The following is a 12,694-nucleotide window of genomic DNA, read 5'->3' on the forward strand; positions in this document are numbered from 1 at the left end:
CGGGCGCGTCAGTGGCAGGGGAAGCCGAGGAAGTGCCGCGCGTCGTGGACGAACTCGTGCACGTGGGTGTCGCTGCCGAAAATCGAGACCGCGCCCTGGTCGACGCCGATGAAGTAGTACAGCAGCAGCGCGCCGAGGATGGTGGCGCCGAGCAGCAAAGCGGCTTTCGACACGGGCAGAACGACCGGGGTGGACCGGTCGGCCGGAATGGTGGCCATGGCTCTCCTTCGGGATGACGCGTCCCTTGCGGGTGGACCTGACGACGGCTCCTCGACCTGACTCGCCCGGGATGGGCACACAGTGGCGCGACCGTGCCGGATTCTCACCGGCTTCGGGAAGCCGTCGCGCGAGCAGCACGGTACGGCGGTGTCCGGCCGGTCGTCAATCGCCCGAGGGTCCGAGGTGTCCGCTATCTCCCGGTTTGCGCGGCCGGTGTGCCCGGGGTCGCACCGAACGGAGCAAGGCCGTTCACGCGGGGTCGCGGTAGAAGGCCAGGTGCTCGGGGCACAGGCCCTCCGAAGTGTCGCAGCGGAGCAGGCCAACTCCGACCTCGCCCGGATCGAGTTGGCCGAACATCGCTTTCGGGGCGCGGAAGTCCGCGCCGGTTTTCGTGTGCGGCTCCGGGAGATCGCCCTCCGGCCGGTCCGATCAGGTTCGCGCGCGAGGCGTTGCGCGTCCGGCGGGAAAGCTATACCGTTCCTGAACTAGAACAGGTTACAGTTTCGGTGGTGCGCGGGACGAGGAGCGGACATGGCAGCCAGGGTGGCCCGGAGCAACGAAGCCGACTACGTGGTCGTCGGGTCGGGCAGCTCGGGAGCTGCCGTCGCTGGACGGCTCGCGGAGTCCGGGGCCAGCGTGATCGTGCTCGAAGCGGGCAAGAGCGACGAGCAGCTGCTGTTGCGCAAGCCGGGGCTGGTGGCCCCGTTGCACGCGGTGCCCCAGCTGAAAAAACTGAGCGACTGGGGGTTCTACTCGGTCCCGCAGAAACATGTTCTCGATCGGCGCATGCCGGTGCCGCGCGGGAAGGTGCTCGGCGGCTCCAGTTCGGTCAACGGGATGGTCTACGTCCGCGGCAACCGGGCGAATTTCGACGACTGGGCGGCCGAGGGCAACACCGGCTGGGACGCCGACAGCGTCAACGCCGCGTACAAGCGCATGGAGGACTTCGAGGACGGCGAGAACGCCTTCCGCGGCGCGGGCGGGCCGATCAAGATCACCCGCAACAAGATTCCGCAGGAAGGCACGCTGCAGTTCCTCGACGCGACGGCCGACGCGATCGGCTGCGACATCATCGACGACTACAACGGCGAGTCCCAAGAGGGCGTCAGCCGGATGCAGCAGAACGCCGCCGACGGCCTGCGCTACAGCGCCTCGCGCGGCTACCTGCACCACCTCGCACCGCGGACGCTTGAGATCCAATCCCGCGTGTTCGTGCGGAAAGTGGTGATCGAGAACGGCCGCGCGACCGGCGTCGAGGTGACCGACGCCAACGGCAAGCGCCGCACGGTCCGCGCGGGCAAGGAGGTCATCCTCTCCGCCGGGTTCGTCGGGTCGCCGCAACTGCTGATGCTGTCCGGGATCGGGCACGCCGAGCACCTCAAGGAGCACGGCATCGACGTTGTCGCCGACCTGCCGGTCGGCGACAACCTGCACGACCACATGTTCCACGCGCTGACGTTCCAGGCGTCCTCGTGCAAGAACAAGGGCACCGCACCGTATTTCGCCCGCGGGATGGCCCGCGAGCTGCTCAAACCGGGTTCGACGTTCCTGGCGAACTCGGTGTTCGAGGCGCTCGCGTTCCTCAAGACATCGCAGGCCACGACGGTGCCGGACCTGCAGTTGCACCTCCTGCCGTGGGCATACGTGTCGCCGAACCAGGACGCCCCGATCCGGCATGCGGTCGACAAGCGGCCGGCGTTGACCGTGCTGACCACGCTGATCTACCCGAAGAGCCGCGGCACGATCCGGCTCGCCTCGGCCGATCCGGCCGCGGCGCCGCTCATCGACCCGCAGTACCTCTCCGACCCGGCTGACCTCGAAGTGCTCGGCGAGGGGTCCGAGATGGTGCGCGAGATCTTCGCCTCCAAGGCGTTCAAGGGCTCGATCAACGAGGAAATCCACCCGGGCAAGCACCTGCGCGGGCAGGAACTGCGCGACGCGATCCTCAACCGCGCGACGTCGGTGTACCACGGCGTCGGCACCTGCCGGATGGGCGTGGACGACCTCGCCGTCGTCGGGCCCGACCTCAAGGTGCGCGGCGTGGACGGGCTGCGGGTCTGCGACGCCTCGATCATGCCGTCGATCACCGGCGGCAACACCAACGCGCCCTGCATCATGATCGGCGAAATGGGCGCGCAGCTGGTCCTTTCCGGCAACTGAGAAGGAGCGGACGACCATGACCGTCACCCCGGTCCGGCCCACGCGCCCGGCTTCGGCGACCGACGAATTCCTCCGCGGGCTCGTCGCGCGCGTGCCGGGTTCGGGCGGCGCGGTGTGGCCGCTCACCGAGGTCTACACCGGCGACGTCCTGGTGGACCTGCCGCAGTCGACGCCGTCCGACATCGAGCAGGCGTTCGCCACCGCGCGGGCAGCACAGGCGAAGTGGGCCGCGACGCCGCTCAAACAGCGGCTCGCGGTGTTCCGGCGGGCGCATTCGCTCTTTATCGACCGCGCGCGGACGATCGCCGACCTGATCCAGGTCGAAAGCGGCAAGAACCGGCGGATGGCGATCGAGGAAACATGCGATCCACCGATGATCATGAGCCATTATCTGCGGCGCGCGCCCCAACTCCTGGCCCCGGCCCGGCGCGGCGGACCGGTGCCGCTCGTGTCATCGTCCACCGAGATCCGTGTGCCCAAGGGTGTTGTCGGGATCATCGCGCCATGGAATTTCCCCTTTGCCACGGGAGTTTCCGACGCCATTCCGGCGTTGATGGCGGGCAACGCGGTGGTGTTGAAGCCGGACAACAAAACCGCGCTCTCCCCCTTGTACGGCGTGAGACTGCTCGAAGAAGCCGGGTTGCCCAAGGGGCTGTTCCAGGTTGTGTGCGGCGAGGGTCCGGATGTCGGTCCGACGCTCATCGACCAGGCCAACTACGTGATGTTCACCGGCTCCACCGCCACCGGGAAGGTGATCGGCGAACGAGCGGGCCGGAACCTGATCGGCTGCTGTCTCGAACTCGGCGGCAAGAACCCGATGATCGTGCTGCCGGACGCCGATTTCGCCGACGCGGTCCCGGGCGCGGTGTTCGGCGCGTTCGGCAACACCGGGCAGATCTGCATGCACATCGAGCGGATCTACCTGCCGGAATCGCGGTACGAGGAATTCAAGAAAGCCTTTGTGGCCAAAGCTCAATCGCTGGACGTGCGGGCGGCCTACGATTTCGGCCCGGAAATGGGTTCGCTCGTTTCGGTGGACCACATGAAGCGGGTCAAGTCCCATGTGGACGATGCGGTCGAGAAGGGAGCGACCGTCCTGTGCGGCGGGCGTCCCCGGCCGGATCTGGGACCGGCGTTCTTCGAGCCGACCATTCTGGAAGGCGTCACGAAGGACATGCTGTGCGGGGTCACCGAAACCTTCGGCCCGGTGGTGGCGTTGCACCGATACCGGACGGTGGACGAGGCTGTCGAGCTGGCGAACGATACCGACTATGGGTTGAACGCTTCGGTGTGGGGCAAGGACATCCGCGCGGCGTCCGCGGTGGCCGCTCGACTGGAGACGGGCAACGTCAACGTGAACGACAGTCTAGCCACGGCTTACGCCGCCAAGGGAACTCCGTCCGGCGGCGTGAAGACTTCCGGAGTGGGTGCCCGGCACGGGGATCAGGGATTGTTGAAGTACACCGACGTGCAGAACCTCGCGGTGTTGAAGAAGCCGGTGATGAGCCCGCGGCCAGGACAGAAGTACGAGAAGTACGTGGAGGGAATGCTGTCCGGGCTGAAAATGATGCGGCGGTTCAGGATCCGGTAGTGTCCGCAATGGACTGACGGACGACCCGGACCACCTTCCCGTCCGCTTCGGCCAGCCCGCGGAGCCGCGTGCGGCGCGTCAGCAGTCCGCCCAGGACCAGGTCGACCAGCTGCGTGCCCACCTGCTCCGCCGACACCGGCCCCTCCGGGTCGAACCACGTCCACGCCCAGTGCGCCGAGCCGAAGATCAGCAAGCTCTGCACGTCGACGTCACCCGCGCGGAACTCCCCCGACGCGACACCGGCGGACAACACCTCCCGCACCAGCTCGAGGTACTCCGCGCGCATCCGGCGACCCTCGGCCATCGTCTCGTGGTCGGCAAGCCGGACGACCTCGCGCTGGAAGGCGACGGTCGCCTCCCGGTCCACCACCTGGTACAGGACGAACGCGTACAGCAGCCCGGCGAGCTGCTGGGACGGCGTCGGGAGGCGGTCGCGGATCAGCGCGGCTTCGGCGAGCCTGCGGCGCATGTACGACTCGTGCAGCGTGGCGAGCAGCCGGTCCTTCGTGCCGAAGTGGTGCACGATGGTGCCCTTCGACAGCCCCAGCTCGCCGGCGATGTCGGAGAAGTTCGTGGCGTCGTAACCGCGCTCGGCGACGTAGCGGGTGAACGTCGCCAGGATGTCCCCGGCGCGGCCTTTCGGTGGCATCGGCCCACTGTAGCCGACGATTGACCACTGACCGTCCGTACGGTTACCTTCGTCCTCGTCCCCGGCGACGAAGGAGTCTCGGCATGGCAGCGAGCTTGGCGCAGTGGATTGCCCGGCGCGGCACCGTCACCCCCGAGGCGGTCGCGCTCGTGGCCGCGGAGACCGGCGAACGGATCACCTATGCCGACCTCGAAGGCCGGGTCGCGGGACGGGCGGTGGCGCTGCGCGAGCTAGGAGTGCGCAAGGGCGACCGGGTCGCGTTGCTGGGCTTGAATTCCACTGCCTATCTCGAAACGCTCTTCGCGGTCGCATGGTTGGGCGCGATCACGCTACCGATCAATTTCCGGCTCGCGGCGGCCGAAATCGAGTACCTTCTCGACGACGCCCGGCCGGTGGTCGTGGTGCACGACGACACCTTCGCCACGCTCGCGCGAGAAGCGTCCGCTGGCCGCACGCTGGTCAACAACAGGGAACTTTCCCGAGGGGGCCGCGTCGAAGCCGAGCCGACCGGGCCGGACGAGGTCGCGTTGCTGATGTACACCTCCGGCACCACCGGCCGCCCCAAGGGAGCCATGCTCACCCACGGCAACCTGGAGGCGAACGCGATCAACGTGCTCACCTCCGGGGAAGGCGTCCTCCCCTCCGACATCACGCTCACCGTGGCCCCGCTGTTCCACATCGGCGGGCTGGCGTTGTTCACCCTGCCGTTGCTGTACGCGGGCGGCACCGTGGTGGTCGCGGGCAAGTTCGATCCACAAGAGACACTCGCGCTGATCCAGCGGGAGAAGGTCACCGTCCACTTCATGGTGCCCGCGATGTGGGCGGCGATGACGCAAGTCCCGGACTTCGATTCCTACGACCTGTCACGGCTGCGGTATCTGCTGTGCGGCGGCGCGCCGTGCCCGCTTCCGGTGATCGAGTTTTACCAGGGCAAGGGACTGACCTTTGTGGAGGGCTTCGGCATGACCGAGCTCTCCCCCGCCGCGCTGGTGCTGGAATCGGCGTTCGTGCGCTCGCACGCCGGGTCCGTCGGACGGCCGTTCCTGCACGTCGAGGCCCGGATCGTGGACGAACGCGACGACGACGTGCCCATCGGGACGGTCGGCGAACTGGTGCTCCGCGGTCCGAACGTCTTCGCCGGGTACTGGGGTTTGCCCGAAGCGAGCGCGGAAGCCCTGCGCGGCGGCTGGTTCCATTCCGGCGACCTCGCCCGCTGCGACGCCGACGGATTCGTGACGCTGGTGGACCGCAAGAAGGACATGATCATTTCCGGCGGCGAGAACGTTTATCCGATCGAGGTCGAGCAGGTGCTGCACCGGCATCCGGACATCGCCGACGTCGCGGTGATCGGCGCACCGGATCCGCAGTGGGGCGAAACTGTCATCGCGGTGGTCGTGCCTGCCGCCGATTCGCTCGACGGGGACGCGGTGATCGCCTACTGCCGGGAAAGGATCGCCGCGTTCAAATGCCCCCGCCGGGTCGAGATGGTGGACGAGCTTCCGCGCAACGCCACCGGGAAGCTGCTCAAACGCGAACTTCGCGCCCGGTATACGGGTACCGCTGAATCAGTCTCCCGCTGAGGGTTTCAGATGAACCGCCACAGGTGGTCGGGCGTCCCGTTGTCGTCCCACTGCGTCACCTGCGCACCATCCGCAGTGGACTGCTGATCGACGGCCATCACCTTTCCACTGTGGACATTCACCAGCTTCCACCAGCCGCCGCCAGCGTCCACGATGCGCCACAGATGGTCCGGTGTTCCGTTGTCCTGGAACTGCTGTACGTGCGCGCCGTTGTCGAGACTCTGGTCGTGCACCGCGAGCACCTTGCCGCTGTTGCGGTTCATGATCCGCACGGTCCCGTCGCCGCTGTCCACGACTGTCCACACGTGATCGACCGTGCCGTTGTCCTGCCATTGCGTCACGTCGGCAGTGTCCGAAAGCGACATGTCCTGCACCGCCAGCAGTTTCCCGGACCGCTGGTTCTGGATCCGCCGCCACGAAGTGGCCGAGGCCGCCGGACGCGGCAGCAGCGCCAGATACCCAGCGGCGACCGGGCGGGCTTGGAAACCGGACTGCCGGGCGTCCGCGACGAAGTACCAGTCCGAGAACGGGACCCTCGAACCGGTGGTGTTGGCGAAACTGTAGACGCCTTCGATAAGCGTCGTGCGGATGTCGGTGTGATCGGTCAGCCAAGCCGCCGTCCACAATTCCCAGTCGGCCTTCGTGTAGTCGTGGCGGAGATCGAGCGGGACGCCGTGCGCGCCTCGTTTTGACTGATACCAAGCGGCTTCCCGCGCGGCCGTGCCGAGCGGAACCAAATCAAGTCCCAGCAACCGATCCGCGAAACCGTTGTATTTCAGGCTCCACGTGCCCGGCTGGTCGTAGGCCATCCGCAGGTGCGATCCGTCGTTCGCCAGCGTCGTCCATTGGCTGATGTACGACCGCGAAATCGAGCGATACCGCAAAGCGTCCGCGGAATTGCCGGTGACATCGGCGAGGACAGCCATCGCACCGATACCGATGATGCCTTTCAACGCGAGGTTGGCGCTGTGCGCGATCCAGCCGGTGAAGTCGTCGGTCTGATTCTGGTTGCCCGGGTCGAGCGTGGCGCCCACCAGGTATTCGGCCCACTGCCGGAGAATTCCGTAGTGCGCGCTGGCGAACGCCTTCGCCGCCGCGGAGTCCAGGCGTTGCGCGACCGCGGCGGACATGATGAGCATGTTGGCCGATTCCTCGACCGGCATGCTTTCCTCGTTGCCGTCGTTGTGCCCGGCCGCGTTCGGATAGGACGCGCCGATGTCGTGCTCGGAGAACGTCATCGGCCAGCCGCCGTGTTCGGCGTAATCGAGCACCGGTTCCAGCAGCAGCCGCACGAAATCCGGCGAGAAATGCAGATACCCGGGCAGCGCCGGATAGATCACGTCCACTGTGGACACGTTGCCGCTGGACGAGATCTCCTTCAGGAAAGCCCACGGCGAGCCGTTCCGGTCGGCCAGTTCGGTGCCGCCGAACGCCTGCCGCAGCGCGAGCGCGCAGATCGCCGCGTAGTGGTCGCCGGTGCTTCCGCCGCCGGCTGCGGCGGAGGCTTCGTTGCTGATCCGCTGGTCCAGCGCGATGCCCGCGGCGAGCGCGGCCGGATAGTCGGTGTGGAACCAGGCGACCATGTCCTGCCACGACGACCAATAGTGCGTCCACCACGGCGGCAGTTGCGCACCGAGGTAGCTGACGGCGGGCGTGCGGACGTGCCCGATCGCCACCACCAGCGGATCGGCGCCCGCGCCCGGCTGGATGGTGCCCAGGTCCTTGGCGAACGCGAGGACCGGCCAGCGGTCGTTGATCGCCCTCGGCTGGTCCGGATCGCTGGTCTCGGCCAGCGCTCCGCCATTCGCCGACGTCGCGCGCACGACCGTGTCCTGCCCGATCTGCCAGGTCACCCCGGCCGAAGGCGCCGCGACCACCAGCGAGCCCCAGCGCGGCTGGTCGTGCCCGTCCTCGGCGAGCACCCCCGGTGAGGCGGCCTGGACGCTCAGCGACGTGATACCGCCGGATTCCTGCTGGCGCCAGCCGACCGGCGTGCCCGAATCCCATTGCAGCCACTCGGCCGACGAGTCGAAATGCAGTGAAACCGTATGCGCCCGGCCGTCGGTGCTCGCGGCGGCGATGGTGACATAGCCGAACGGCACGCACTGCCGCTGGAGATTCCCGGGATCGACTGGCGAGAAGAATGTGACCGTGAGAGTCACGCCGCCGCCGGTGAGTTCGTAGATCGAGCGGGTTGCCGTGACCTGCAAGGAGCTCTGCGACATCGGCGTCAGGCTCGGCCCGGACGGCAGTTGCGGCGCACCGGCGAACACGTACGCGGTGCCGTCGATCCGCGCGATTCCGCACAACGCGGTGATGTGCCCGGTCCAGAACGTCGACCAGGTGCCAGGCAGATTGTCCGCGGCCTGCCAGGTCGAAAGGTACGGCGACCGCACGACGAGCGGCGTTGCGGGCGGACGCAACGGGCTCAGCGTGCCTGCCGGAGCCGCCGCAGCAGTGGACTGGACCAGTTCCGGGGCACACCAGAGCGCGGCGACCGCGGCCGCGCCGGTGCTCGCCCAGCGCAAGGCGGCGCGGCGGCTGACTTCGCGGGAAGGTTCGGACGAGGCCATCGACAGCTTCTTTCGGTCAGGTGCCGGACACGGGAAAGAAGAAACCGAGCGGACCCAGTCTGACACCGCGATACAACGTTGTAAATCTGCCGAAAGCACTGACAAACGCTGTCCGTTTCCGGACAGCGCTTGTCAGTTCCGGATCATCGTCCCGCCGCGTACCCCTGCGCCCCGCGCGAGTTCGCCGCCGCCGAAAGCACGCCGGTTTCGGGATCCTTGGCCACCGCGCACAACCGTCCTTCCGACCACGGCTCGCCGACCGTCACGTCGTGGCCCCGGCTTTCCAGCGCGGCGATGACGTCCGCGCCGATCCGCGATTCCACCGTCACGCTGCCCGCCGCCATGCCGCGCGGGTAGAACGAACTCGGGAAGCTGTCGGTGTGCCAGTTCGGCGCGTCGATCGAGCCCTGCAGATCGAGCCCGCCGCGGACCTTTTCCCGCAGCGCCGCGGCGAGGAAGAAGTGGAAGTTCCACTGGTCCTGCTGGTCGCCGCCGGGCGTGCCGAACGCCATCACCGGCACGCCGTCGCGCAGCGCGAGCGACGGCGAAAGCGTGGTGCGCGGCCGTTTGCCCGGGGCGAGCGAGTTCGGCAGGCCCGGGTCGAGCCACGCCATCTGCAGCCGGGTGCCCAGCGGGAAACCCAGTTCCGGCACGACCGGGTTGGACTGGAGCCAGCCTCCGCTCGGCGTCGCGGCGATCATGTTGCCCCAGCGGTCGACCACGTCCAGATGGCAGGTGTCGCCGCGGGTCAGGCCGTCCTTCGCGACGGTCGGCTCCCCCGCCCCGATCGCCGACGCGGTGACCCCGCCGCCCGCGACGTAATGCGCGTGGCGGCTCAGTTTCGGCTCGCGGCCTTCCGGACTGCCTGGACGCAGTTCGAAGGACGCCCGCTCGCCGATCAGTTCCCGCCGGGTGCCGGTGTATTCCGGGGAAAGCAGCGCTTCGATGGACACGTCCGTGCTGTCGCCGTACCAGGCTTCACGGTCGGCCATCGCGAGTTTCGTGCCCTCGATGAGCCGGTGGTAGTAGTCCGGCGTCGCGTACTCCAGATCGTCCGGCAGGAGCGCGAGCTGTTGCAGGAAGGCCGGACCCTGGCTCCATAGCCCCGGTTTCGCGACGGTCCAGCCGTTCCAGGTGCAGGTGACCGGGTCCTCGTAGGTCGGCCGGAACGCGGCGATGTCCTGAGCGGTCAGCGTCCCCGCGTGCCGTTCACCGGAAGAATCCATCGCTGGTTTCGCGGCGAAAGCGGCGAGCGCTTCGGCGACGAACCCTTCGCGCCACGCCTTCCGCGCCGCTTCGATCTGCGCTTCCCGATCGCTCCCGGCCGCCTCGGCTTCCGCGATCAGCCGCCGCCAAGTCTCGGCGAGCGCGGGATTTTTCAGCAGCCCACCGGGTTTCGGCGCGACCCCGCCGGGCAGGTACAGCTCGGCCGACGTCGTCCATTCGTTCTCGAACAGCTCGCGGACGGTCTCCACCGTCGCGCCGACCCGCTCCACCGCCGGATGGCCGTCCGCCGCGTAGTGAATGGCGTACTTGAGGACCTCGCGCAGCGGCTTCGTGCCGTGGTCGTGCAGCAGGAGCAGCCACGCCTCGACCGCGCCGGGCACCGCGGCGGCGAGCGGGCCGGTGCCGGGGACGAGGTCGAGGCCGAGCGAGGTGTAGTGCTCGATCGTCGCCCCGGCCGGCGCGGGACCCTGCCCGCACAGCACCTTCGGCGCGCCGCCCGCCGGGGCGAGGATCATCGGCACCTCGCCGCCCGGCCCGTTGAGGTGCGGTTCGACGACGTGCAGCACGAACGCCCCCGCGACCGCGGCGTCGTAGGCGTTGCCGCCGTCTTCCAGGACCGCCATCGCGGCCGCCGAGGCGAGCCAGTGAGTGGACGACACCATGCCGAAGGTGCCCTGCAACGTCGGGCGCGTCTGGACCATGGGTCTAATCGTCGCGCGTGAGCTGGCGGTACGTCAAAGACATCTGAGACACCAGTCCGATAGCGTATCGCTATGGAACGCCGTCAGCTCGAGTACTTCGTCGCGATAGCGGAACACGGCGGGTTCACGCACGCGGCAAGGGCGTTGCGGGTGGCCCAGCCGTCGCTGTCGCGGGCGATCGCGAAGCTGGAACAGGACTTGGGCGTCGAACTGTTCCACCGGGTCGGCCGCAACGCGGTGCTGTCGAACGCCGGTGAGCTGCTGGCCGAGCGCGCGCGGCTGGTGCTGCGCGATCTCGACGCACTACGCGCCGCCGCGCGGATGGCGGGCGACGGACCAGCCGGGCGGATCGACGTCGCGGCCACGTCGTCTTCCGCGCTGGAACCGGTGATCAGCATCATCGCCGAAATGCGCACGCGGTATCCGGGCGTTCTGGTGAGCACTTCGGCGGCGCTGTCGGCGGCGGAAGTGGTGGCGATGGTGGTGCAGGGCAGGTGCGAGGCCGGGGTGTGCGGGAGCGCGGAACGCCCGGTTGGGCCGGGCCTGGTCGCGCATCACCTGCGGGACGAAGAGCTGCTGCTGGTCGCCCCGCCGGGTAGTGAGATCGGTGCGGACGGGGTCGTGGAACGGTCCGAGCTCAGCGGCATGCAGTTCGTCGTCACGACCTCGGCTACGGCCGTCCGGGGGTTGTACGACCGGCTCGCGGCGACCGTGCCGGATCTGTCGATCGCGGCCGAGGTGGGCGACCGGAGCGTGGTGCTGCCGATGGTGCTGCGCGGAATCGGCGCGAGCCTGATGCCGGACGGCTGGGCGGACCTCGCCCGCCGAGCCGGTGCCGAGGTGCTCCGGTTCTCGCCGCCGGAAACGCTTCCGCAGTGGCTGATATACCGGAGCGGGCCGATTACCGCGGCAACTCAGGCTTTTCTGGACATCACCCTCGCCGCTGGGGGAATCGCCAGCAGCGGCGCGTAGGCCGACGGCTTCCCTGACGATTTCGCCTACCACTTCCTCGGCTGCGCGATCGTCGCCGACGGCTCGGCCGCCGCACTGACGGTCAGCCCTTGATGGTCCGCTTGATCCAGTCCAGCTGTCCGAACACGTCGCCGTCGGCCGCGAGGCTGCTGCGGTCGGATTTGCTGGTAATGCCCACCATGGTGTCGCGATCGGCGGCGGCCATGACCGGACCGCCGGAGTCGCCGCCGGCCGTGACGCCGGTCGTGGTCAGCGTGCAGAAATCGGTGCCGCCCGAAACGGTCATCCCGTCGCAGCGCGGGTCGTCGGGGTCGATGACCTTCGCGTCGACCTGCTTGAGCACGTCGGACTGGCAGCTGTTCTCGTCGCCGGTGCACGTCGCGCCCCAGCCGAGCTGGCGGACCGTCTCGCCCGGACGCACCGGCCCCGCAGTCGGAAGCTTCGCCGGGGTGATGTCCATCGGGGTCACCTTGATCAGCATGAGATCAGCCAGCGTGTGGTTGTCGCGGCGGCCCGGAACCGGCCGGACGACCGTGCCGAGCCGCTGGTCGAGATTGCCGACCCGGAATTCGATCCGGGAATCCGCGATGGGCTCGGCGGCTTCGGTGAAACAGTGGTCGGCGCTGAGGATCCACTCGCGACTGATCGCGACAGCTGTGCATTCGGGTTTGCCGTCGACCAGCATCCGCACCGCCCAGGGGCCGTAGGAGCTGACCGAACCTCCGATCACCGCCGAAGCTGGGGCTGCCGCGGCGACAGCGGCGAGAATGGCGACGGGGGCTAGGACGGCCAGCCTGCGCAGCACCATGGCGAGAACATCCCTTCGGCAGCCAGTGGTTACCACCTCAAGACGCGACGGCTGGCGAGTGGTTGCGCGGTGACACGATCGTGCTCGTGCCGGGAAATCTTTTGTGGCGGCCGTGGGAGTTCGCGTACGTTGGTCGCCCATGACGTCCGCCGACGAGGACTTCCGCAAGCTCGAGGAGTTTGCCCGGACCGGGACTTGAGCTTCCCCGCTGCCG

At 68.4% G+C, this 12,694-nt stretch carries 9 protein-coding genes and 1 riboswitch; of the genes, 4 read left to right on the forward strand and 5 right to left on the reverse strand.

The features are described from left to right. Positions 1–8: 8 nt before the first annotated feature. Positions 9–218, reverse strand: coding sequence for a CbtB domain-containing protein (locus ACZ63D_RS02450; RefSeq protein ID WP_465352505.1), 210 nt, complete (start codon positions 216–218; stop codon positions 9–11). A 42-nt stretch (positions 219–260) separates the two neighbouring features. Beyond that, positions 261–345: riboswitch (adenosylcobalamin (AdoCbl) riboswitch) on the reverse strand. Positions 346–750: 405 nt separating this feature from the next. Here ACZ63D_RS02450 and ACZ63D_RS02455 point away from each other — a divergent pair. Further along, positions 751–2,379, forward strand: a complete 1,629-nt coding sequence (locus tag ACZ63D_RS02455) for a GMC family oxidoreductase (protein WP_465352506.1) — start codon at positions 751–753, stop codon at positions 2,377–2,379. 16 nt (positions 2,380–2,395) lie between these two features. After that, complete coding sequence (locus tag ACZ63D_RS02460) at positions 2,396–3,970, forward strand: succinic semialdehyde dehydrogenase (RefSeq protein ID WP_465352507.1); 1,575 nt, start codon at positions 2,396–2,398, stop codon at positions 3,968–3,970. On the opposite strand, the gene ACZ63D_RS02465 is transcribed toward ACZ63D_RS02460, so the two are convergent. Beyond that, positions 3,957–4,619: a TetR/AcrR family transcriptional regulator gene (locus ACZ63D_RS02465; protein ID WP_465352508.1), complete on the reverse strand. Its 663-nt coding sequence runs from the start codon at positions 4,617–4,619 to the stop codon at positions 3,957–3,959. The two genes, ACZ63D_RS02460 and ACZ63D_RS02465, sit on opposite strands and share 14 nt — an antisense overlap. An 83-nt stretch (positions 4,620–4,702) precedes the next feature. Here ACZ63D_RS02465 and ACZ63D_RS02470 point away from each other — a divergent pair, with 83 nt between their 5' ends. Next, complete coding sequence (locus ACZ63D_RS02470) at positions 4,703–6,199, forward strand: acyl-CoA synthetase (RefSeq protein WP_465352509.1); 1,497 nt, start codon at positions 4,703–4,705, stop codon at positions 6,197–6,199. A gap of 5 nt (positions 6,200–6,204) precedes the next feature. On the opposite strand, the gene ACZ63D_RS02475 is transcribed toward ACZ63D_RS02470, so the two are convergent. Continuing rightward, positions 6,205–8,772, reverse strand: a complete 2,568-nt coding sequence (locus ACZ63D_RS02475; protein WP_465352510.1) for a glutaminase domain-containing protein — start codon at positions 8,770–8,772, stop codon at positions 6,205–6,207. A gap of 143 nt (positions 8,773–8,915) precedes the next feature. Then, complete coding sequence (locus ACZ63D_RS02480; protein WP_465352511.1) at positions 8,916–10,700, reverse strand: gamma-glutamyltransferase family protein; 1,785 nt, start codon at positions 10,698–10,700, stop codon at positions 8,916–8,918. A gap of 72 nt (positions 10,701–10,772) precedes the next feature. Here ACZ63D_RS02480 and ACZ63D_RS02485 point away from each other — a divergent pair, with 72 nt between their 5' ends. After that, entirely contained in the window at positions 10,773–11,672 is a 900-nt protein-coding gene (locus ACZ63D_RS02485) for a LysR family transcriptional regulator (protein ID WP_465352512.1), read from the forward strand. An 82-nt stretch (positions 11,673–11,754) separates the two neighbouring features. Here the strand turns inward: ACZ63D_RS02485 and ACZ63D_RS02490 are convergent, their stop codons facing one another. Continuing rightward, entirely contained in the window at positions 11,755–12,480 is a 726-nt protein-coding gene (locus tag ACZ63D_RS02490; protein ID WP_465352513.1) for a S1 family peptidase, read from the reverse strand. Positions 12,481–12,694: the final 214 nt, after the last annotated feature.

The sequence above is a fragment of the Amycolatopsis sp. NPDC104775 genome (genome assembly GCF_055583325.1).

Excerpts from the sequence above, each read along its gene's own strand:
- ACZ63D_RS02450 (WP_465352505.1), bottom strand. The coding sequence starts at position 218 with ATGGCCACCATTCCGGCCGACCGGTCCACCCCGGTCGTTCTGCCCGTG.
- ACZ63D_RS02490 (WP_465352513.1), bottom strand. The coding sequence starts at position 12,480 with ATGGTGCTGCGCAGGCTGGCCGTCCTAGCCCCCGTCGCCATTCTCGCC.
- ACZ63D_RS02460 (WP_465352507.1), top strand. The coding sequence starts at position 2,396 with ATGACCGTCACCCCGGTCCGGCCCACGCGCCCGGCTTCGGCGACCGAC.
- ACZ63D_RS02470 (WP_465352509.1), top strand. The coding sequence starts at position 4,703 with ATGGCAGCGAGCTTGGCGCAGTGGATTGCCCGGCGCGGCACCGTCACC.
- ACZ63D_RS02465 (WP_465352508.1), bottom strand. The coding sequence starts at position 4,619 with ATGCCACCGAAAGGCCGCGCCGGGGACATCCTGGCGACGTTCACCCGC.
- ACZ63D_RS02475 (WP_465352510.1), bottom strand. The coding sequence starts at position 8,772 with ATGGCCTCGTCCGAACCTTCCCGCGAAGTCAGCCGCCGCGCCGCCTTG.
- ACZ63D_RS02480 (WP_465352511.1), bottom strand. The coding sequence starts at position 10,700 with ATGGTCCAGACGCGCCCGACGTTGCAGGGCACCTTCGGCATGGTGTCG.
- ACZ63D_RS02455 (WP_465352506.1), top strand. The coding sequence starts at position 751 with ATGGCAGCCAGGGTGGCCCGGAGCAACGAAGCCGACTACGTGGTCGTC.
- ACZ63D_RS02485 (WP_465352512.1), top strand. The coding sequence starts at position 10,773 with ATGGAACGCCGTCAGCTCGAGTACTTCGTCGCGATAGCGGAACACGGC.